The organism is Paenibacillus agaridevorans (assembly GCF_003112455.1).
Taxonomy (GTDB): Bacteria; Bacillota; Bacilli; order Paenibacillales; family Paenibacillaceae; genus Pristimantibacillus; species Pristimantibacillus agaridevorans.
In genome coordinates, this window is record NZ_BDQX01000054.1 from 195,473 (window position 1) to 215,231 (window position 19,759).

Sequence of the window (19,759 nt, forward strand, 5' to 3'; positions counted from 1 at the left end):
GTACAGCCGGGGAATGGCCCAGCGCGTTGACTGCCCAACCGCCGACAAAGTCTATATAGGATCGTCCTTCCGTATCTTGTATATACATGCCTTGACCGGAAGCCATGACGATTTCGGGCCGATTGGCGGTAAATAATAGATGCTTGCGGGCTGTCTGAAGCAGTTCGGCGGTCGTGCTTGCGGCCGTCGAGGGTTGCCCTGATAATACTTGTTCCATTGCCGATCCCTCCGTTTATTCATTAATACTGTATAAATATACATTAGTATAAATAAATATTCAACCTTATTTTAAAGTGTGCATATTTCTAAACGAGAATAAAGCCGATCCGGCCCTCCAAGGGCGCGAATCGGCTTTGTAGATTGAAAAAGGAAAGGATTAGTTGTCGAGCGTCACGGTAACTTGCTCGGAGACGGACCAGCTCCCGACCGGCACCACCTCATACGCTACGCCAGCCGTAAGTTTGCCATCATTCTGGATCTCGAACGTGCCTGTGGCGCCCTTGCGCGTCTGAACTTTGTACTGCGCGGATAAAACGGAGCCGTCGGCACCTTTTAATTGGACGGAGCGGTAAGCGAACAGTTCATCGCCCGGATCCTCCGACAAGGTAACGAGGAGCGTCTTCTCGTCCTGCGCTTCTGCGGATGCGATCGTCAACGGCTGGAATTCGGAGGCTACGAACTCGTTTTCCTTTAGCTCGAACCAGTCGGACGTCAACGTGTACCGGACACCGGATTTCAGCGTTTGGCCTTGCGGCAGTCGGAATTTAGGCTCCTGCTTGCCATCCGTCGATTGCGTGAAACCTACATAGCTCACTTCGATCGGCTCGCCGGCTTCCGGCGTGAGAGTAGCTTTCCGCGTCGCCAGCGAGGAGATGATGGACATCGGTTTGCCGTTTAGCCGGTTTTCCTCATCCAGTATCACTGCATTGGCCCCTCTGCCTCCCGCATAAGCCGAAATCATGTAGCCGTAGTCGATGATGCCGTCCTCGCGGGAGGATACCGCCTCGATCGTATCGGCCGTTACCTGGCGAACATTGTTCAGGACGAGCAGGTCGTGATTGGAGTCGATCTCGAAAGATTGTTTGCCCTTGTAGCTCAGGGAATACGAATCCTCCGTCATCGTTTTGACCGGAACGATGTATGTGGCGAAGGAGCCGGTCTTAAGGCGAGGCTGGTTAACGAGTCCCAAGTCGCCGTCGAACTTGAAGTTTTCCGAAGCCGCGGCCGTCGTCTCGTCCTCCAGCGCAAGAGGGGCGTCGAACGTGACTTCCAGCGTTATCCGGTTAAGCGCCTTGACGGATACGATCTCGGCGTCTGCCGACCGAATTCCTTGCTCTGCAGATACTAAAAGCGCAGCCGTCTCGCCCCGCGTCAGCCCGTCCGCGCTGTTGATCGACAGCTGCTCCATCCAGTAGGCGACGGATTTGGCATCGCGTTGCAACGCCTTGGCAATCAGGCCGGTCAGCGAAGATGTCGTAGCAGAATCGTTCGGCACCAGTTCGTCCGCGCCGGCCAGAAGGCCATGCTCGACAGCCGATGCGATATAAGCGTCATACCAACGTGCGCCCGATCCTTGCGAAGCGGGTTCTGCCTCCACCTCGAGAGCCAGAAGCACCATTTTGATGAGCTCCGCGTTCGATACGTTGTTGTTGGGGCGAATATCGCCATTGCCGTATCCTTGCAGGACGCCTTTCTCGATTAGTCGTTCTATGGCATCGCTGTAAGCTGCGTCGAGCTTAACGTTGTTCAAGTTCTGTACGAGGGGCGCCGGCGCCGCTGAATTGGCGCTTGCTTGGACGGGCAGCAGGCTTCCGCCTCCCAGCAAAGCGGATATAAGCGCGATTGCGATTGCTTTTTGATTCGTAGCGTTTTTCATATTGGATTCCTCCCGAGAATGTGGTGAGTGGCTATAGCAATAGCATAAACGCCGACTCTAAACGGGAGGATAATAAAATATAAACATTTTATAAACGGAGCGTTAACAATCGGAAAAGGCGGCCGCCGGGCAGCGATGCGGCTAGACGTTGAACCGGTAACCGGCGCCCCACACGGTCTCGATGAACTGCGGATTGGAGGGATCTCCTTCGATCTTCTCCCGAATGCGCGAAATATGAACGGTGACGGTGGCGATGTCGCCGTTGGAATCGAAGCCCCAGATCCGCTCGAACAGTTCGTCCTTGCTAAATACGCGGTTTGGGTGGGACGCGAGGAACAACAGCACGTCATATTCCCGCGCCGTCAGCGCGATCTCGCGATCCCGGACGTAGACTCGCCGCGAGGTCTTATGCAAGGACAGCTCGCGAATGGCGATGACGTCGGCAGTGCCGTTATCGCGGCCGCCGTTGTATCGCTCGTACCTTGCCAGATGCGCCTTCGCCCTGGCGACAAGCTCGTTCGGACTAAAGGGTTTCGTAACGAAATCGTCGGCGCCGAGACCGAAACCTCTGATTTTGTCGATCTCTTCTTTTTTGGCGGAGACGATCAGGATCGGCATATCCCGCTTCTCCCGAATTTGTCTGCAAATTTCGAATCCGTCCACGCCAGGCAGTTGCAGATCGACAATGACAAGAACGAAATCGCCACGAAGCGCCTCCTCCAGACCTTGCTTGCCGTCCCCGCATATCGTTACAGAGAAGTCGTGAAGCTGGAAGTAATCCCGCTGCAGCTCCGCGATATAGTTGTCGTCTTCGATGATCAGTATTCGTCTCATGGCTCCGTACTCCTTGCTTCGTCTTCTAGAATAAGCGGGAATTCCAGCACGACCACGGTTCCTCGTCCAGGGCTGGACTCCGCCCGGATTAAGCCTCCGTGTCCTTCCATAATACCCTTCGCAATGGCCAAGCCGAGTCCGCTTCCCGGCGTATTGGGGCTCCGGGAAGCTTCTCCCCGATAGAATCTCTCGAAAATATGGGGGAGCGTCGAAGCATCGATGCCAATGCCGTTGTCCTTAATCGTGACGATAGCGAGCTCGTCTCGTTTCAACATGCCGATGGTCAGAATCTTCGGCTCTTCCTTCATGAACTTCATGCCGTTGTCCGTCAGGTTGACGACGACCCGCCGGAGCTTCTCTCGATCGGCCAGAACCGTTAGCGGCTTGCCGTCGCCGTGATCCCATACGAGCTCAACGCCTTGCTGCTCCAGCTCGATCCCCATTTCGTCCAATGTCGCGTGAAGGAAGGCGCGGAGATCCAGCTTCTCGAACGAATAGGGCTCCTTGTTCATGTCCAGCTTGGAGAAATATAGCAGCTCGTCCACGAGCAGTTCCATGTCCGTGGCTCTCGTATGGATGGCGTTTACGTAACGCCGAAGCTTCTCCTCCGTATCCGTCACGCCGTCGCGAATGCCTTCCGCATACCCTTTAATCGTCGTGATGGGCGTTCGGAGATCGTGAGAGATGTTGGAGAGGAGTCCCTTCCGGTTCTCCTCGTAACGGAGCTGCAGCCTAATGGATTCGTCCAGCTTCAACCTCATTTCCTCGAAGCTCATGACAAGTTGCCCGACCTCGTCGCCGGATTGCGGGTTCAGTTGGTAGGACAAGTTGCCTTCCTTGATAAATTCGGCGGATTTCCTCAGCTCGTCGAGCGGCTTGACGATTTTACGCGTGACGTATCTGTAGAGCAGCAAGCCGGTCAGAAGCAGCACCGCGACGAAGACGGCGATGAGTATGGGCAGCAGCGTGCGTACCAGCTCGGCGAACGGACTGCGCTCCCGCAGCACGTAGATGCTTCCAAGGTCGTTAGGAGAGTCGGCGAACGCGAAGTCGAATTTGGAGTAGGAGAAAAAACGGTTCTCCAGATTCATCGTGCCGCGTATGCCGAAGTTGCCCAACTCGTAGGGAGGAAGCAGCTTTGGGAGATTTTTTTGATTTAACGTCGGCGTCACGTAGACGATCCGTTCGTTTTCCCGGACGACCAGGCTGGCTTGCACCATTTTGAGCGTCATGTCGTAGCTCTCGAGAAGCTCCGGGTCGCGCAATTGTCCGGGGTCGTGTTTGGCCAAATATTTGAGCTCCAGGAAGATGTTCTCTTCTTCGCCGGACAGCGGGTGAAGCGAATAATGGATGCGGTAGAAGCTGCCGATGCTTCGGAAGTCGCCCGTGACGGCTACCGAGAGCAGGTAGGCGGCCGCGACGAACAAAACGACGGACAAGAGGACGACGGACGAGAAAGATAGCAGCAATCGGAATCGGATGGACATGGCTGGCGGAAACCTCCTGCGCGGAGCGTGCTTGCAAAACGTGCAAGTCCCGCGGTTTCTGTTGTTCGCCATTGTCGCATAGAAGCACGATCGATGCAACATGGTAGAAAGAGGGGCTGCAACGAAGGGCTAGAAGTGCGTGCGGTACCTGTCGCGGAATCTGGTGGGAGCAAGGCCGTGGGCCCTCGTAAAGCGGGTCGTGAAATAAGGGACATGCTCGAAGCCGACGCTGGCGGAGATCTCGGAGACGGGCCAGTCCGTCTTTAGCAGCAAGAGTCTGGCTTGCTCCAGCCGGAGTTCCATTAGATATTCCATGGGCGTCTGGCCGAATACGCTTTTCATGCAGCGCGTGATGTAATTGTAGTCAATGACCTCCACTTAACTATCGTTTGAAGTGGGAGCTTGTAACGACCCGATCGTACAAACGTCTTTAAGACTCCGATCTTTTGCGTTCAGAAGAGAACGTGGTGTTACATCCTCGGATAAGCCTTCGCTTACCGATGGGCAGACTGACAGCTACCCTGCAAGCCTAGTCATGCTAGACCTGCACCTTGTAGAAGGTACTCTTTTCCCTTCAGACAGAGATTCATCGCACCGATCCGGTCATCATTACTTGCATAGCCACAGGCCAGGCAATGGAATCGATGCCTCCGTTTATCTCGGTTCTCTTTTGCCGTGTGACTGCATATCGGACAGGCTTGCGAGGTGTGTTTTGGATCTACGGCAATGGTCATCGCTTTCGCAAGCTGCGACTTGTACGTGACCATCTCGCGAAGCTGGCGGAACGCCCACGACACCGTCACATAGCGATGTTTACGCCTGACCTTTTCCGTTGCTCCCCGAATCCCTGTCAAATCTTCCAGTACAAACAGCGTATTCGCCCCATACCGGGTCACGAGTGCCCTGCTGACTTGATGATTAACATCGGTCATCCAGCGGTTTTCTCGTTCTCCGATTTGCTTCAGCCTGCGACGGGACGAAGGCGTTTGTTTGCGCTGCAGCTCCGAACGCAATCTCTTGTAGTTCGCTCGTTTTTGTTTGTGCTCTCTTCCTCGAAAGAATACGGTTTTGCCATCGGTGTCATACGCCGTGGCTACAAAGTTGACGCCCAGATCAACGCCAACGACGTGTGCGATTTCTGCCGGCTCAGGAACGGCTATTTCTTTCGATACCGGAATATGCAAAAACCACTTCCGCTTTTTATACACCAGCTTGGCCGTACCGAAAGTCCACGAACCGTCGAAATAAGCTTCCATTCCTTTCGCTTCGAAAGGAACCTTGATACGGCCCTGCAGCGTATTGACGGAGAACAGCCCAGCGCCCAGGTTCAGCGAATAATCCCGGTTCCAGACAAGATCATATTCCGGCTTCTTAAAGCGTACAAGCGTCCAGACATGGCCGTTACTCCGAAGGGCTTTGTATTTGGCAATCACGGTTTTCATTACCGACTGAGCCATTTGAGAGCGCAGGCCCAGCGTGCTGCGAAGGGGCTGATACGTCATTCGGTGCAAGGCAGGCTGCCCAAGCTCTCTCTTCTCGAACACAAGAGCAGAGACAAAATCGCATCCCTGCCGATAAGCGATCATCGTTTGTTGCAGTGCCCTCATTTGACTTTCTGACGGTTTTATTTTGAGTTTAGCAGTCACAGTCGCGATCATACGTTCGCCTCCTTTCTATCCTTATTTTAGCATAGCAGGGAGAACAAGAACATACGAAATATCTTTCAGGCTAACGCCTGACGCCCATTCCTACCCCGCTTATAGAAGTCGGGATTATCCTGGGCGATTTTGATGAAAGTTGAGCGCGACGGAAAGCATCTCCCCGTTACGGGAGAACGGTAGCGGGCTTTCAGGTAGGCTTCCGCGTTCTCGGCGACCATGACGGCAGGGCTCGCGTAACCTTCGTGCTGCCGCAAATCCAGCAGGCGCAGCAGCTCCTCGAACGTCTGCTGGCGAGTCCAGAAGGAACGGGACTGCTTCTCCGCCGCTGCCTCGTTCAGCTTGGACAATAGCCGATATGCCTGTTCTGGATAAGGTAGCGTCCAGCTTTGACGGATTTGTAGAAAATACGGCGCCGTCAAATATTGTTGCTTGTGCAGATCGTGACTTGGCATGGGGGGCTGCGCATCCTCCGATACGCACCAGGAAGCCGGCACGTGGAAATGAACCCAATAGAACACGGTCCGCTCTTTTGCGCCTTTCACAGAGTGAAGGTGGACGATGTTTTCTGGAACGGATATCGCGATCTTGTACGCAACGTGGTCGTTCCGTATCAATGGGAAGCGCTGAACGACAGGGTGGAAGGAGCCGAGCCAAGCCGCGCTGTACGAAATATGAAGGCTGCGGCAGGGGAACTGGAAGCGGAATTCGGCGGGTTTGTGTTCCAGGATAGCGATTTGTACAAGTGGCTGGAGGCGGTCGGATACTTGCTGCGGGAGAGACGGGAGCCGGAGCTTGAGGCCGTTGCGGACGAGCTGATCGCCACAATAGAGAGGGCGCAGGAAGCGGACGGTTATCTGAACACGTTCTACGCGTTGAAGGAGCCGGGCAAACGATTTACGAATTTGACGGAATGCCACAAGCTGTATTGCGCGGGCCATCTGATGGAAGCGTCGGTGTCTTATTACGAGGCTACGGGCAAGACCGCGCTGCTGGACATCGCCTGCCGATTCGCCGACCTGATCGGCGAGACGTTCGGGAACGGTCCGGGCCAAATACCGGGCTACGACGGCCATCAGGAGGTCGAGCTGGCTCTGGCAAAGCTGGCCCGCGCGACCGGCAACGACGGCTATATGGCGCTTGCGCGGTATTTCATCGACGAGCGGGGCAATTCGCCGAGTTTCTTCGAAGCGGAAGCGGATCGCCGCGGCCGGACGCCGCATTGGCATAAAGGCGAGATCGGCAAGACCAAACATGCGTACTTTCAGGCGCATCTTCCCGTCCGGGAGCAGTCGGTCGCCGTCGGCCACGCGGTGCGCGTCGTCTATATGTGCGCCGGGATGGCGGACGTGGCGAAGGCGACGGGGGATGTTGCGCTCGCGGAAGCGTGCGAGAGGCTGTGGCGCAACATCACGGAACGCCAGATGTACGTAACTGGCGGCATCGGCGCGACGGCTGCTGGGGAGGCGTTTACAGTAGACTACGACTTGCCTAACGATACAGCCTATGCGGAGACATGCGCATCGATTGGCTTGATTTTTTTCGCCAAACGAATGATGGAGCTGAATCCTAAGGGGGAGTTCGCCGACGTTATGGAGCGCGCGCTCTACAACACGGTGCTTGCGGGCGCAGGATGGGCGCAGCTTCTTCTACGTCAATCCGTTGGAGGCAGCCCCTCATGTGTGTGAAGGAGGGAATCCTGGATTCAACCATGTGAAACCGGTACGTCAAGAATGGTTCGGCTGTGCATGCTGCCCGCCGAATATTGCGCGGCTGTTGGCATCGCTTGGCGATTATGTCTATACCGTTCATGGCGATGTCATCTATTCCAATCTGTTTATCGGCGGGGAAGCTGCCTTTGATCTGAGCGGCGGCTCGCTTGGTCTCAAGCAGCGTTCGAGTTTGCCCTGGAGCGGCGAGACCGGCTATGAGATCAAGCTGGACGGATCGCTTGAATTCGAGCTGGCAATACGCATGCCAGGTTGGAGTCCGTCTATATCCGTGAGGCTTAACGGCGAGACGTTATCGGGACTGCCGGTCGAGAACGGCTTTATCCGGCTTCGCCGGCACTGGCAGGACGGCGATGTATTGGATATCGTCTTCGTGATGCCGGTACAGCGCGTTAGAAGTCACCCGCTTGTGCGTTACAATGTCGGCAAAATTGCGCTGCAGCGCGGCCCGTTCGTCTATTGTCTGGAGGAGGCGGACAACGGCTCTCAGCTTGGCGGCATCATGTTGGCAGCCGGTACTGCTCTAGAAGCCCAGTGGCGTGCTGATCTGCTAGGCGGCATCATGACGGTGCAAGGAGCTGCATGCCGACTGGCCGATGACGACAGCGGGCAACAGGGCAGGGGTTCGGCGTTGTACAGAGCGGACGAGGCAAGGACGACGGTGCCGGCTTCCGTCACGTTTATCCCCTATTATGCCTGGGCGAACAGGGGCAAAGGCGAGATGGCCGTATGGATCAAGGAGCTTGCAGCTCAAGCCTGATCATCAGTCTTTATCAAGATAGCGATGGAAGCGGGATAGGCCTCTTCGAAGGCCATTCCGCTTCCATTTATTTTTGGCAGGGAATTTCCTTTTTACAAAAAGAGTTTAAAAAATGGGGTCTATTTAAGTTCGAAAATGTGTGATATGATTATAAATGAACAAAAACAAACGTTTTCGGTATGTTTAGCGCCAGATGGTGCGAAGCTGCCGGACAAAATCCTAAGGAGGCTATTCATTCATGGATATTCGTCATACGACCAACCCAACCGATGTAAAACAATACGATACGGAGAGACTGCGCCAGGAGTTTCTGATCGAAAGCCTGTTCGAGCCGAACAAGCTCAACATGACATACACGCATTATGACCGCATGGTAGTCGGCGGCGCTCAGCCAGTGGGCGAAGAGATTGCTCTGGATGCGGGCGACGCGCTTCGCACGGAATATTTCCTGGAACGCCGCGAGATCGGCTTTCTCAGCATTGGCGGTCCTGCCATTATTACGGTGGACGGCGAAGCGTACGAGCTGGACAAGCTGGACGTGCTGTACGTTGGCAAAGGCAAACGCGATGTGAAGCTGGCGAGCAAGGATTCCGCGAATCCGGCCAAGCTGTACTTCTGTTCTGCGTTGGCTCATGCAGAGCTGCCTACCCGCAAGATGACGCGCGAAGAAGCGAACCCGCTTAATTTGGGCGCGCAAGAGACATCCAACGAGCGCGTCCTGTACAAATACATTCATGCCGACGGCATTCAAAGCTGCCAGCTGATGCTGGGCGTAACAAGCCTGCAGACGGGCAGCGTATGGAACACGATGCCTTCCCACGTGCATGACCGTCGCATGGAAGCCTATCTCTACTTCGATATGGCCGAAGAGACTCGCGTCTTCCACATGATGGGCGAGCCTTCGCAAACGCGTCATCTGGTCGTGGGCAACGAGCAGGCGATCATTTCGCCTCCATGGTCGATCCACTCCGGCGTAGGCACGAGCAACTACACGTTCTGCTGGTCGATGGCCGGCGAGAACTACACATTTACGGACATGGATGTTGTTCCGGCAAGCGGCCTGAAGTAAAAAACGATCGAACTTCTTCCCAGGTCACTTATAAATTCCTATGTGGTAGAATAGCTCCATGAAGCTTTAATGGAGGAGGGGCGCCATGCTTGCTGCAGAACGCCATCGGAGAATCATCGAGAAGCTGGGCGAGAGCGGCGCGGTTAAAGTGTCGGAGCTGAGCGAGTTATTTTCGGTAACGGAGAAGACGGTCCGCGAGGATCTGGAGAAGCTTGAGGAGAAAGGCCTGCTCAAACGGACGCATGGCGGCGCGGTACTGGAGCAGGGAGGCGAGGACAGCTTCCTGCCGCTTCAGATTCCGAATGCCAAACATCAGGCGGAGAAGGCGGCAATCGCAACCCTGGCGCTTAGCTGCATCGAACCGAACGACATCATCGCGCTCGATGCGGGCAGCTCCACGCTGGAGCTGGCGAGGCAATTGCCCAATATGCCGCTTACGGTGTTGACCAACGATCTGCTCATTATTCGAGAGCTGACAATGAAGGATGCGATACGGCTCGTCGTTCCCGGCGGGTATCGCCATAACAACTTGCTCATCGGCGGAGAATCGCAGGAGTGGATCAACCGGCTTAACGTACACAAGCTGTTTCTGTCGACGACGGGCATTCATCCGGAATACGGACTTACGATCTTTACCGAAGAGCTGGCCAAGCTCAAGCGGCTTTATATCGACAACGCCAGGCGGACGTATGTCATCGCGGACCACAGCAAATTCGACAGGGGCGCGCTTATTACGTATGCGGCGTTAAACGATGTTCATTGCATCATAACGGATGGCGGCATTTCGCCCGAAGTGGAGGAGCGTTACGAAGCGCTGGGACTGACGATTATGAAGGCGGAGGTTCCGGCTAGCGGAAAACGAACGAGAGGAAAGGTGTAGGCAAATGGCTTTATTTGATCTGACGGGCAAAAAAGCGATCGTGACCGGAGCGGGCCGAGGACTCGGCGAGGCTATCGCATTAGGACTTGCCCAGGCGGGCGCCGATGTGGCGCTGGTCACAAACCGGACGCCGGCGGACAAGTCCGCTGCAAAAATCGCGGAGATGGGACGCAAAGCGATTACGATTCAGGCGGATGTAGGCGATCGCACCAAGCTTCCGGGCATAGTTGAGCGTACGGTAGACGAGCTTGGCGGCGTAGACATCCTGGTCAACAACGCTGGCATTATCCGCCGTACCCCTGCCGTAGAGCACAGCTATGAGGACTGGCAGGACGTAATGGACGTCAACCTGAATTCGGTGTTCGTCCTTTGCCAACTCGCGGGCAAACATATGATTGCCCAAGGCTCCGGCAAAATTATCAATATCGCGTCGATGCTCTCGTACCAAGGCGGCATTACGGTGCCGGGCTACGCGTCGAGCAAACATGCGGTTGCCGGCCTCACGAAGGCGCTGGCGAACGAGTGGGCGGCCAAGGGACTTCAAGTGAACGCGATCGCGCCGGGCTACATGAGCACGGACAACACGGAAGCGCTGCGCGAAGATCCTGTCCGCAGCACGCAGATCCTGCAGCGCATCCCGGCCGGCCGTTGGGGCACGTCCGAGGATCTGATCGGCCCGGCCGTCTTCCTTGCTTCGTCTGCATCCGACTACATGAACGGCCATATCCTAGCCGTTGATGGCGGATGGCTGGTTAGATAATAGATTGCAGGTAATATCTCCGAGCGGATAATGACTCCGCTTGGAGATTTTTTTTAGGAATTATACGACATACCAAACTGTGGATAATGAGCTTCAGCAGGAAGTAACTCTTATTAGCAGCCATAGGCGTTAGTAACGCTTATGGCACCAAAAAGTAGGCGAACGAGCAGCTGTAGGCGTTAAAAACGCCGTTGGATCGGAAAGTAACTCCGATTAGCGTCCAAAGGCGAAAATAGCGTCTATGAAGCAAAAGTGCAAGTTAGCCACCATTGTGCCGCAAAGCCAGTGAAATGCAAACGTACGGTGGAGAAAAGAAAAGGAAGAAAGGATAGCTTTACTTCATTCACGAATCTTTTTTAAATTACCCCTTTACAACCTCCGTCGTATGAGATATATTCTTCTTCCGACTCTAACAGGAGGATAACGCTTACAACTATGGAAAAAGGTATTATTCAGTTAACTGGCATCGGCAAAAGCTTCAAGGTAGCAGAGCGCACCGCGGGGCTGCGTCAGGCGGCGAAGGCACTGTTTGTTCGCAAGCATCGTATCGTGGAAGCATTAAAAGACATCTCCTTCACGGTCAACGAAGGAGAGATCGTCGGTTATATCGGGCCAAACGGCGCCGGGAAGTCGACGACGATCAAGGTGATGAGCGGCATTCTTGTGCCGGACGGCGGCACCTGCTCCATCATGGGGTATACGCCGTGGAAGGAAAGAACGGATTATGTACGGCATATCGGCGTCGTATTCGGCCAGCGCTCGCAGCTCTGGTGGGATGTCCCGGTCATCGACTCCTTCGAACTGCTGCGCGACATCTATCGGATTCCGGATGAGATGTACAGGGAAAACCTGGCCGTATTGACGGAAATGCTTGCGCTCGCAGATCTGCTTGGCGTTCCGGTCAGGCAGCTTAGTCTCGGACAGCGGATGCGATGCGAGATTGCGGCATCGCTGCTCCACAGCCCCAAGATTCTGTTCCTCGACGAACCGACGATCGGGCTGGATGCCGTCAGCAAGCTTGCGGTCAGAAGCTTTATTCGCAGGATTAATCAGGAGCGGGGCGTCACCGTCATCCTGACGACGCATGACATGAGCGATATCGAGGCGCTCGCGGACCGGATTCTCATGATCGGCAAAGGAACGTTGCTTTATGATGGTTCGTTGGAAGAGCTGCGAAGCCGCTTCGGCACAGGACGTACGATTACGGCAGACTACCGCGAATACGTGGGGGAGCCGGTCGATATTCCTGGCGCGACGAGACTGCAATGGTCGACAGAGCGTGCCGTATACAGTTTCGATACGGAATCCGTCGTACTGGCGGACGTCATTGCGCAGCTGTCGGGATCGGTCGAGCTGTTGGATATCAGCGTCGACTCCAAGGACATTGACGAGATGATCGTGCAGCTGTATGAGGAGCATCAAATATGAGAGCCTACGTTTCGATCTGGCGGCTGCGCTTTATCAACGGCATGCAATACCGCGCGGCGGCGCTGGCCGGCATGGCCACTCAGCTGTTTTTCGGATTTGTCTTCATTATGATCTTCGCGGCCTTCTACAGAAGCGGCGGCGGGGATTCCACTGCTTTTCCCCTTCAGGACTTAATTACTTACGTATGGCTCCAACAAATTTTTCTTTCCTTAATTATGTTGTGGATCAGGGATAACGAAATATTCGCCATGGTTACGAGCGGCAATATCGCATACGAGTTGTGCAGGCCGATGGGGCTGTACCCGTTCTGGTTTTCCAAGCTGCTTGCCCAGCGGGTGGCGGGCGCCGTGCTTCGCTGCTTTCCAATTACGACGGTTGTGTTTCTGCTGCCGGAGCCTTACGGGCTAAGCGCTCCTCCAAGCTGGACTGCGCTGCTGTTGTTTGTCGTGTCGCTGCTGCTTGGCCTGATTCTCGTCGTGGCGATTTCCATGCTGATTTACATCTCGGTATTCTGGACGATGTCGCCGACGGGATCCATGCTTATGATCTCGGTGGCGGGAGAGTTTCTGGCGGGCATGGTCATCCCTGTGCCGCTTATGCCGGAGTGGCTGCAGCGAATAACGTATGCGCTGCCGTTTCGCTGGACGACAGACTTCCCGTTCCGCGTCTATTCGGGACATATCCCGCAGCAAGAAGCGCTGATCGGCATCGGCGTACAGTTTGGTTGGATAGCGGCATTGGCTGCGTTCGGCATGTGGCTGATGCGCAAGGCGCTTCGCAACGTCGTTGTGCAAGGAGGGTGAGGAGAACACGATGTCATTATATTTCCGTTATTTGAATATTCAACTCAAGTCGCAGCTGCAGTACAGAGCCTCGTTCTTGCTGCTAAGCATAGGTCAATTTTTTATCCCGTTTATGGTATTCGGGGGGCTGTATTTCATGTTCGAGCGATTCGGGCAGTTGGAGGGCTGGAGTTTCTTCGAGGTGACGCTTTGCTTCGCGGTCATTCACTTGTCGTTTTCTCTTAGCGAATGCTTCGCCAGAGGATTCGACGCCTTCTCCAGCCTGGTCGCCAGCGGAGACTTCGACCGCTTGCTGGTAAGGCCGCGCGGCACTGTCGTCCAGGTGCTGGGCTCGAAGTTCGAATTCACGCGTATCGGACGTTTGCTGCAGAGCACGATTGTGCTGATCTGGTCCATCGCGAATCTACCTCAAGTATGGAGTTTTCCCAAAGCGATTACGCTGTTCTTTATGGTATTTAACGGCGTGATGATCTTCACGGGCATCTTTATCCTGGCGGCTACATTCTGCTTCTGGACCATACAAGCGATTGAGATCGCGAACGTGTTCACCGACGGAGGCCGCGAGATGGCGCAATATCCGCTGACGATCTATGAGAAGTGGGTGACTCGCTTCTTTACGTTTATCGTCCCGTTCGGGTGCGTGACGTATTTGCCCCTTATGTATTTGCTGGACAAAGAGGAGGGGAGCTGGGTAACAGGAATGCTGGTGCCTTTCGGAGGTCTGTTATTTCTGCTCCCATGCCTGCTGGTATGGAGGATCGGTGTCAGGCATTACCGCTCAACCGGTTCTTGACGGCAAGAAGTACAGACCAAGAGCCCGAACAACATCCACCGTGGATGGTGCCCGGGCTCTTTTTCATTACGCGGCCCCATGAATTAAGGAGTCCGACATTTCCACTTGCAGTGCTCCCTAATCCAGCGACAGGTAGGCGACGGCGCGTTGTTGCAGCACGGATTCCTCGGCCTGGAAGGCAGTGACAGAACCGATGCCTGGCATCATGCCCATCTCCCGAATCTGCTCCATGCCGGTGATGAACATCTGACACACCCGCTTGTCGGATTCCCCTCTGCTCATAATAATTTCGGTCAAACGTTCGGTTACCGAAGTAAGCGGGAAGCGGCCAATGAACGATTGAAGAAGCTCTCTCCAATGCTCCAGATCGAAGCTGGCGTCGTTCTCGCAGATGAATTGTTCGCTCCAGCCGATGCCAAGATCGCTGGTCAGCCTGAGACATACACGAAATCCGGTCGAGTCGACGGCGAGAGCGGGAATGACGAATAGTTCGATGCGGCTGATGTTGACATGCTGAGGCAGCTCGATGGGGAATGAAGAATTTTCCAGGAATAAAGACATGTTCATCTCTCCTTCTTCCGCTGACGAGGTTAGCTGTCGGATTCGGGTTAGAGAGAAAACCCTACCGGGGGCACAAATCCCCGGATTCACCCCTGCGTGCGGTCCATGCAGCCATGCGACCGGTTCGCGTTGGTTCCCCCGTTTTCTCCCTGGAAGGAGAAATTAAGCGTTATTGTTTACATAATATTTTAGCGTTAAAATATCCATTTGTAAATGAGGAGTTATTCGGACAAGAGGAGCGTAAAAATCGCAAAAAGCGACATATTTTCTTTGCGTTCCCGCGGCTTATCAAGTATGATGGTAGATAAAAATGAACTCATGTTCAATTCAAAGGAGCAGTACGTATGCAATCGAAAACAAGTCACTGCAAAATCGTCGACTGTACTATTCGCGATGGCGGACTCGTCAACAACTGGGATTTCAGCATCGAGTTTGTCCAGCACCTTTATAATAGCCTTAACGAAGCCGGAGTCGATTATATGGAGATTGGTTACAAAAACTCTCCGAAGCTGCTCAAAGGCGCCGAAAACGCCGGTCCATGGCGTTTCCTTAACGACGACTTCCTAAAGAAGGTTATTCCAAACAAAGGCAATACGAAGCTGTCCGCGCTTGTTGACATCGGGCGCGTAGACGAAAACGACATTCTTCCCCGCAGCGAGAGCCTGCTGGACCTGATCCGCGTTGCCTGCTACATTCAAGACGTGGACAAGGCGCTTGAACTGGTAAAAGTGTTCCACGACCGCGGCTACGAGACGACGCTTAACATTATGGCATTGTCCAATGTCATGGAGAACCAATTGATCGAAGCGTTCCAAGCGATTAACGAGAGCGTAGTTGACGTAGTCTACATCGTAGACTCTTACGGCAGCCTGAAGCCTGAAGACTTCACCTACCTGGTGGATAAATTCCAGCAGCATCTCCCGAACAAACGTCTTGGCATTCACGCCCACAACAACTTGCAGCTGGCATTCGCCAATACGCTTCTTGCTGCTGGCAAAGGCGTAGAGCTTTTGGATGCTTCCGTATACGGCATGGGCCGCGCTGCGGGCAACTGCAACACGGAACTGCTCGTCTCCCAGCTTCAAAATACGCGCTACAACGTGCGTCCAGTGCTGGACATGATCGAGAAATACATGATTCCGCTTCGCGATAAGGAAGAATGGGGTTACATTATCCCTTACATGATCACGGGCATTCTCGACGAGCATCCGCGTTCCGCGATGGCGCTGCGCGCTTCCGAGAACAAGGACAATGGCGTGGATTTCTACGATCAACTGACTACTCCGGAAATTTCCAAATAAGAGGAGTCAGGAAAGTCACGCTCTAGTTAATCTTGTAAGATAGCTAAGCTCGCACAATGAAACACATCATAGACGCCACAACAAAAGCGCCGTTCTGGTAAGCTAATCAGCTTCCGGAATGGCGCTTTTGTTGTTTTTAATATTACAGATGCGGTTATTCGTCTTCCGACGAGGGATCCTGCTGCGCCGTCTTAGACCGCGAATGCGACGCTGGCATGTCGAGGTCCGAGCCATAACTCGTGTCGCCTTGGCTCAACATTTCATTGACGGTACTCCATTCCTCTCTGGCCAGCAGTCTCGACGATTCCTTGCGAAGATGATTCTGGAGCTTGACGAGCCGATCGACTAGAGCGTTAATCTCCGCAGGAGCAAGAAGATCCTCCATCAGTATTCGCAGATCGTCCGGCTTGAGAGCCAAGATGCGTTTCGCCAGTTCTCTGTCTACGAACTTGCTAAGGCCAGGGTATTCCTGATGATTGGAATCCAGATCAGTCTGTGCGCCGATTGCCATATCGTTGCCGAGTCCCTTCACTCCAAGCACATTGCCGTCATCATCCCGTTCAATCATGAAGTTTCCGCCTTGGAGGTCAACTTGCATGGCGAGCGTATCGATTAACTGCAAGCGCGACATGGCCCGTTGGAAGACGGGGTCATCCACGTTAAACGATCCTTTGCGGCTCGCTTCAATATCATCGTTTAAAGGCTTCAGTGATTTATATCTTCCGCCGGATCCGCTAATTCCCGAGTTGTGTAAAGCCATCTCCGCGCCGGCGATGACGCCTGCGTCTAGCAGCTTGTCCAATCGGGACATAGCTGCCAGGCGAGCGCCCGCCCGATCGATTCTGCTATCTATTGTTGCGTTACCGTTTTCATCGTCTGCCGAATCCTTTTTATTCTCGGACGCCATCTCGGACATCTCCTCATAGGATCGCAGCGCGAGCTTTGTTTCCTTGAACATCCCTTTTTTATCTGGCCCGATTTCGAAGAGCGCGATCGTATTGCTGCCGCCCGTGCCCGTAACTCCGTTTAAATCTTCCGCAAGCCCCGGCAGGCCTTTGCTCGTGAGGAGTGCCCATAACGGGCGATCCTTCGCCGGATCCAGCTTGTATTCGGCCGCGGAGGAGCGAACGGCTCTTTTCTCAAGAGGCAAGGCTTTCTTTAATCTGCGGATATAGTCAGCCCTGGAGTCCTTGTCGTCATTCTTATTGTGACTGATGCAGGCATCGCTTACGTTCTCGACTTCGTTGTAGAGCGACATAATCACATTGAGCTGATCGTCGATTTCCTCTGGCGTATTCCCAACGATCTCTTGGTCTACGTAACGGTCGAAGAGCTCCAGCTTTCGCAATAGAGCGCGATAATGCGTGTTGTTCTTCGAAAGCGTCTCGCCCATGCCGAACTTCTTATCCGGCTGAATCGTGGCATGCTCCTTCGGTTCGCCAAGCTGCTTTTTCGCTTCGGAAGGACGGGGCATACGCTGGATGGGCGAATCGGCGTAAGTGGATGAGATTGAGCTCCGTCCGCCTTTATCCTCGGTTTGGCGCTGAACGACATCCTGGAATTCCTCACTCTCGGACTCCGCTTGATTTTGATGCTCCGGTTCTGGGGCATTTGCTGCCATGGCTCCCATTCGATCGGCTTCTTGTTCGAGCGCAGGACTATCGTTAAGCGCGTGTCCGGTAGAGAGCTGGTCGGTAGGTGCGACGCGTCCTTCGCGCTGCTGGATAACGTGGGACAGCTCATGTCCGAGCAGCTGCTGACCGTCGCGGCTATCGGGCTTATACTGTCCCGGGGCGAAGTGAATATCCGAACCTTGCGTATAAGCGAGCGCACCGACTTGACTTGCTTGAGATCCGACATGGATGCGCACATTGGAGAAATCTGCTCCGAACGATTGTTCCATCTTGGCCTGCAAATCCTCGGGCATGCCTTTCCCCCCTCCGGAAGGGGAAGATGATGACGGCGATGCGGCATGCAGCTCCGTAGATTCGTCCTTCAGTCTCTGCAGAACCGCTTGATTGCCCGCAGATGCCTGGAGCCGAGCTAACTGGCCCGTCGGACTTCCATCCTTTCGGCGCTGAATGGCAGCCGAGTCCGGCTGGGACGATCGCGGCTGCCTTGATAGTTTAGGCTCATGTCGCGTTAGAGCGCGTCGTCGTTCAGCAGATTCCTTCATGGATTCACCATCTTCCTGGAGAATAAGCGCAAGATTCGTTTTACTACGTTCATTTAAACTCTCGTAAACCGATTATATCCCATTGCCGCGGGAGCTGTCATACCCTTTTGCAAAATATGCCAAGCGCTCTGTCGAATTGGCCCTAGCATTCTATCATTCCACTCCGACGTATTTGGCAATCCTGTGATATAATGCAGAAATATAGGTTATTATCGCACGGGTTGACGGACTGTGCCGAATGCGGGGGAACGCTGGAAATGAATGCTGCGGACGAGACGATTGGCGTCTATGGAGCGGTTGATCATATTAGGGACGAACTAATCTGGCTGGACGCTGGCCTGCGCGCGCTGCTTGATCTCGGAGGCAACGATCCGTTCGTGGATCCGCTTGCAGCCTTTAGGGGACTGGTCGTGAGCAGGGAAGAGCTGCTGGAAGAGGAATCTGCGGAGATGGCCGAGAGCAAAGCTAGGGCTTGGCAGGATTATGCGGCGTTTCGGAGGGAGTCGGAGGAACAAACCTCCGAACGGGCACGGGACATACCCGGTCTGCCGCTATACGCTCTGGCATCGTCACTCCGGCTTACGGTATGGGAATATCGCTGCGTCGTGCTTTGCCTAGCCGTAGAGGTAGATCGCAACTATGAGAAGTGGTATGGCTACCTTAACGACGATGCAACTGCAAAAACGGCAACGGTTGATTTGGCCTTGAGGCTGTTGGGAGATTCGGAGGATGACAGGAAGCTGGGCAGAGTCCTGCTAGGAAGAGACGGCAAGCTCCGCCGCTGGCTGCTTCAGCCGCCAGGGGACGAATCCTCCGCTCAGGCGCTCAAGTCGCCGCTTCGGCTGGACGAACGTGTCGTAACCTTCCTGCTGGATACGGAGAAGCTCGACGGAAGGCTGGGCGAATGTGTGGAATCGCTCGATCCGGAGCAATACCCCGAGCTTGCCTGGGAGGGAGCCGGGGAAGTTGAAGACGTGCTTCGACAGGTGATCGACAGTTGGCCGGCGGACAGTCTGCCTGTTGTCATGCTGTGGGGGGCGCGAGGCGGAGGCAAGCGGTCGCTGATGCACCGTCTTGCTGCCCGTCGGAGGCAGCGGCTGCTGGTCGTGTCGCTTGCTTCGCTACCATCCGAACCCGAGAGACTTCGCACCGTCATGGATCACCTTATCCGCGAAGCGCTTATGACGGACTCCATTATCGCTTTCGAGGAAGAGAACGGCGGATGGAAGGAACGTTTGTCGCAGGGACAGCTGCGAGACTCTCTGCGAGATTACGCAAATCATGCGGGCCGTCCGCTTGTCGCCTGGATCGCTCGCGATCGAAGCGCCGTCGGCGAATTGCCGTTGCCTGAAGGATCCGCCTTCTGGAGCACGGAGCTGCCGCCGCCCGTTGCACGGGTTCGCGCGGAGTTGTGGCAAAAGCAAGCGGCTGAGCTTGGAGAAGCTGCCAGCTCACCGGGCGCTCCCGACTATGGGACTTTGGCCGTTGAGCTCGCGGATCGTTTTCATTTCACTCCTGGACAGATCGCGACGGCATGGCGGCAAGCGCTGGTGCTTGCAGCAGGGCGGGGGGACGTGCTGCCGAGCCGGGCCGATCTGGCCGCGGCGGCCAGAGGCCAGTTCCGACATCGGCTCCCCCCGCCC

Annotated in this window: 18 protein-coding genes, 1 pseudogene and 1 riboswitch; of the genes and pseudogenes, 10 read left to right on the forward strand and 9 right to left on the reverse strand. The window is 54.8% G+C overall.

The features are described 5' to 3' along the window. The 7 genes and pseudogenes from PAT3040_RS38455 to PAT3040_RS06760 form a co-directional block, all read right to left on the reverse strand. Positions 1-217 (reverse strand): annotated as a pseudogene (locus PAT3040_RS38455) (hypothetical protein); the annotation flags it as partial. A 159-nt stretch (positions 218-376) separates the two neighbouring features. After that, positions 377-1,876 (reverse strand): S-layer homology domain-containing protein, encoded by a 1,500-nt coding sequence (locus PAT3040_RS06735; protein ID WP_087566859.1) that lies wholly within the window; start codon positions 1,874-1,876, stop codon positions 377-379. A gap of 141 nt (positions 1,877-2,017) precedes the next feature. Continuing rightward, a complete protein-coding gene (locus tag PAT3040_RS06740; RefSeq protein WP_087566858.1) occupies positions 2,018-2,710 on the reverse strand; it encodes a response regulator transcription factor in 693 nt (230 codons plus the stop codon). Continuing rightward, on the reverse strand, positions 2,707-4,197 hold the full coding sequence (locus tag PAT3040_RS06745) for a sensor histidine kinase (protein WP_108991978.1): 1,491 nt from the start codon (positions 4,195-4,197) through the stop codon (positions 2,707-2,709). The genes PAT3040_RS06740 and PAT3040_RS06745 overlap by 4 nt, the downstream gene beginning before the upstream one ends. A gap of 129 nt (positions 4,198-4,326) precedes the next feature. Beyond that, on the reverse strand, positions 4,327-4,575 hold the full coding sequence (locus tag PAT3040_RS06750; RefSeq protein WP_258234873.1) for a helix-turn-helix transcriptional regulator: 249 nt from the start codon (positions 4,573-4,575) through the stop codon (positions 4,327-4,329). A 155-nt stretch (positions 4,576-4,730) separates the two neighbouring features. After that, positions 4,731-5,855 carry an RNA-guided endonuclease InsQ/TnpB family protein gene (locus PAT3040_RS06755; RefSeq protein WP_108991980.1) on the reverse strand — a complete coding sequence of 375 codons (1,125 nt, stop codon included), beginning with the start codon at positions 5,853-5,855 and terminating at the stop codon, positions 4,731-4,733. Between the two features lie 65 nt (positions 5,856-5,920). Continuing rightward, the gene (locus PAT3040_RS06760) at positions 5,921-6,310 is read right to left on the reverse strand and encodes a hypothetical protein (protein ID WP_108991981.1); all 390 of its coding nucleotides are present in this window, start codon (positions 6,308-6,310) and stop codon (positions 5,921-5,923) included. Between the two features lie 48 nt (positions 6,311-6,358). On the opposite strand from PAT3040_RS06760, the gene PAT3040_RS39670 reads away from it, so the two are divergent. The 8 genes from PAT3040_RS39670 to PAT3040_RS06795 all read left to right on the forward strand — a co-directional run bounded on the left by PAT3040_RS39670 (position 6,359) and on the right by PAT3040_RS06795 (position 14,078). Then, positions 6,359-7,543, forward strand: a complete 1,185-nt coding sequence (locus PAT3040_RS39670) for a glycoside hydrolase family 127 protein (protein WP_307719158.1) — start codon at positions 6,359-6,361, stop codon at positions 7,541-7,543. Next, entirely contained in the window at positions 7,536-8,345 is an 810-nt protein-coding gene (locus tag PAT3040_RS39675) for a glycoside hydrolase family 127 protein (RefSeq protein ID WP_307719157.1), read from the forward strand. Before PAT3040_RS39670 ends, PAT3040_RS39675 begins: the two co-directional genes overlap by 8 nt. 238 nt (positions 8,346-8,583) lie before the next feature. Continuing rightward, entirely contained in the window at positions 8,584-9,414 is an 831-nt protein-coding gene (kduI, locus tag PAT3040_RS06770; RefSeq protein ID WP_087566854.1) for a 5-dehydro-4-deoxy-D-glucuronate isomerase, read from the forward strand. 85 nt (positions 9,415-9,499) lie between these two features. Then, positions 9,500-10,294, forward strand: coding sequence for a DeoR/GlpR family DNA-binding transcription regulator (locus PAT3040_RS06775; RefSeq protein ID WP_108991982.1), 795 nt, complete (start codon positions 9,500-9,502; stop codon positions 10,292-10,294). A 4-nt stretch (positions 10,295-10,298) separates the two neighbouring features. Beyond that, a complete protein-coding gene (gene kduD / locus PAT3040_RS06780) occupies positions 10,299-11,054 on the forward strand; it encodes a 2-dehydro-3-deoxy-D-gluconate 5-dehydrogenase KduD (RefSeq protein ID WP_108991983.1) in 756 nt (251 codons plus the stop codon). A gap of 435 nt (positions 11,055-11,489) precedes the next feature. Then, positions 11,490-12,482 (forward strand): ABC transporter ATP-binding protein, encoded by a 993-nt coding sequence (locus PAT3040_RS06785; RefSeq protein ID WP_108991984.1) that lies wholly within the window; start codon positions 11,490-11,492, stop codon positions 12,480-12,482. Continuing rightward, positions 12,479-13,285, forward strand: a complete 807-nt coding sequence (locus tag PAT3040_RS06790) for an ABC transporter permease (protein WP_108991985.1) — start codon at positions 12,479-12,481, stop codon at positions 13,283-13,285. The genes PAT3040_RS06785 and PAT3040_RS06790 overlap by 4 nt, the downstream gene beginning before the upstream one ends. A 10-nt stretch (positions 13,286-13,295) precedes the next feature. Next, on the forward strand, positions 13,296-14,078 hold the full coding sequence (locus PAT3040_RS06795) for an ABC transporter permease (protein ID WP_087566849.1): 783 nt from the start codon (positions 13,296-13,298) through the stop codon (positions 14,076-14,078). Between the two features lie 117 nt (positions 14,079-14,195). Here PAT3040_RS06795 and PAT3040_RS06800 read toward each other — a convergent pair whose 3' ends face one another. After that, positions 14,196-14,639 carry a hypothetical protein gene (locus PAT3040_RS06800; protein ID WP_087566848.1) on the reverse strand — a complete coding sequence of 148 codons (444 nt, stop codon included), beginning with the start codon at positions 14,637-14,639 and terminating at the stop codon, positions 14,196-14,198. 3 nt (positions 14,640-14,642) lie between these two features. Beyond that, positions 14,643-14,818: riboswitch (cyclic di-AMP (ydaO/yuaA leader) on the reverse strand. 165 nt (positions 14,819-14,983) lie between these two features. Between PAT3040_RS06800 and PAT3040_RS06805 the strand changes: the two genes are divergently transcribed. Then, positions 14,984-15,940, forward strand: a complete 957-nt coding sequence (locus PAT3040_RS06805) for an aldolase catalytic domain-containing protein (protein WP_108991986.1) — start codon at positions 14,984-14,986, stop codon at positions 15,938-15,940. 154 nt (positions 15,941-16,094) lie between these two features. Here PAT3040_RS06805 and PAT3040_RS06810 read toward each other — a convergent pair whose 3' ends face one another. Next, positions 16,095-17,867: an eCIS core domain-containing protein gene (locus tag PAT3040_RS06810; RefSeq protein ID WP_219930240.1), complete on the reverse strand. Its 1,773-nt coding sequence runs from the start codon at positions 17,865-17,867 to the stop codon at positions 16,095-16,097. Positions 17,868-18,373: 506 nt separating this feature from the next. On the opposite strand from PAT3040_RS06810, the gene PAT3040_RS36825 reads away from it, so the two are divergent. Next, on the forward strand, positions 18,374-19,759 hold a 1,386-nt coding region (locus PAT3040_RS36825), incomplete at its 3' end, for a hypothetical protein (protein ID WP_181376465.1).

What these genes read in the sequence shown, in the direction of transcription:
- PAT3040_RS06735 (WP_087566859.1), bottom strand. Translation starts at nt 1,876, where the DNA reads ATGAAAAACGCTACGAATCAAAAAGCAATCGCAATCGCGCTTATATCC.
- PAT3040_RS06740 (WP_087566858.1), bottom strand. Translation starts at nt 2,710, where the DNA reads ATGAGACGAATACTGATCATCGAAGACGACAACTATATCGCGGAGCTG.
- PAT3040_RS06745 (WP_108991978.1), bottom strand. Translation starts at nt 4,197, where the DNA reads ATGTCCATCCGATTCCGATTGCTGCTATCTTTCTCGTCCGTCGTCCTC.
- PAT3040_RS06755 (WP_108991980.1), bottom strand. Translation starts at nt 5,855, where the DNA reads ATGATCGCGACTGTGACTGCTAAACTCAAAATAAAACCGTCAGAAAGT.
- PAT3040_RS06760 (WP_108991981.1), bottom strand. Translation starts at nt 6,310, where the DNA reads ATGCCAAGTCACGATCTGCACAAGCAACAATATTTGACGGCGCCGTAT.
- PAT3040_RS39670 (WP_307719158.1), top strand. Translation starts at nt 6,359, where the DNA reads ATGAACCCAATAGAACACGGTCCGCTCTTTTGCGCCTTTCACAGAGTG.
- kduI (WP_087566854.1), top strand. Translation starts at nt 8,584, where the DNA reads ATGGATATTCGTCATACGACCAACCCAACCGATGTAAAACAATACGAT.
- PAT3040_RS06775 (WP_108991982.1), top strand. Translation starts at nt 9,500, where the DNA reads ATGCTTGCTGCAGAACGCCATCGGAGAATCATCGAGAAGCTGGGCGAG.
- kduD (WP_108991983.1), top strand. Translation starts at nt 10,299, where the DNA reads ATGGCTTTATTTGATCTGACGGGCAAAAAAGCGATCGTGACCGGAGCG.
- PAT3040_RS06785 (WP_108991984.1), top strand. Translation starts at nt 11,490, where the DNA reads ATGGAAAAAGGTATTATTCAGTTAACTGGCATCGGCAAAAGCTTCAAG.
- PAT3040_RS06790 (WP_108991985.1), top strand. Translation starts at nt 12,479, where the DNA reads ATGAGAGCCTACGTTTCGATCTGGCGGCTGCGCTTTATCAACGGCATG.
- PAT3040_RS06795 (WP_087566849.1), top strand. Translation starts at nt 13,296, where the DNA reads ATGTCATTATATTTCCGTTATTTGAATATTCAACTCAAGTCGCAGCTG.
- PAT3040_RS06800 (WP_087566848.1), bottom strand. Translation starts at nt 14,639, where the DNA reads ATGTCTTTATTCCTGGAAAATTCTTCATTCCCCATCGAGCTGCCTCAG.
- PAT3040_RS06805 (WP_108991986.1), top strand. Translation starts at nt 14,984, where the DNA reads ATGCAATCGAAAACAAGTCACTGCAAAATCGTCGACTGTACTATTCGC.
- PAT3040_RS06810 (WP_219930240.1), bottom strand. Translation starts at nt 17,867, where the DNA reads ATGCCCGAGGATTTGCAGGCCAAGATGGAACAATCGTTCGGAGCAGAT.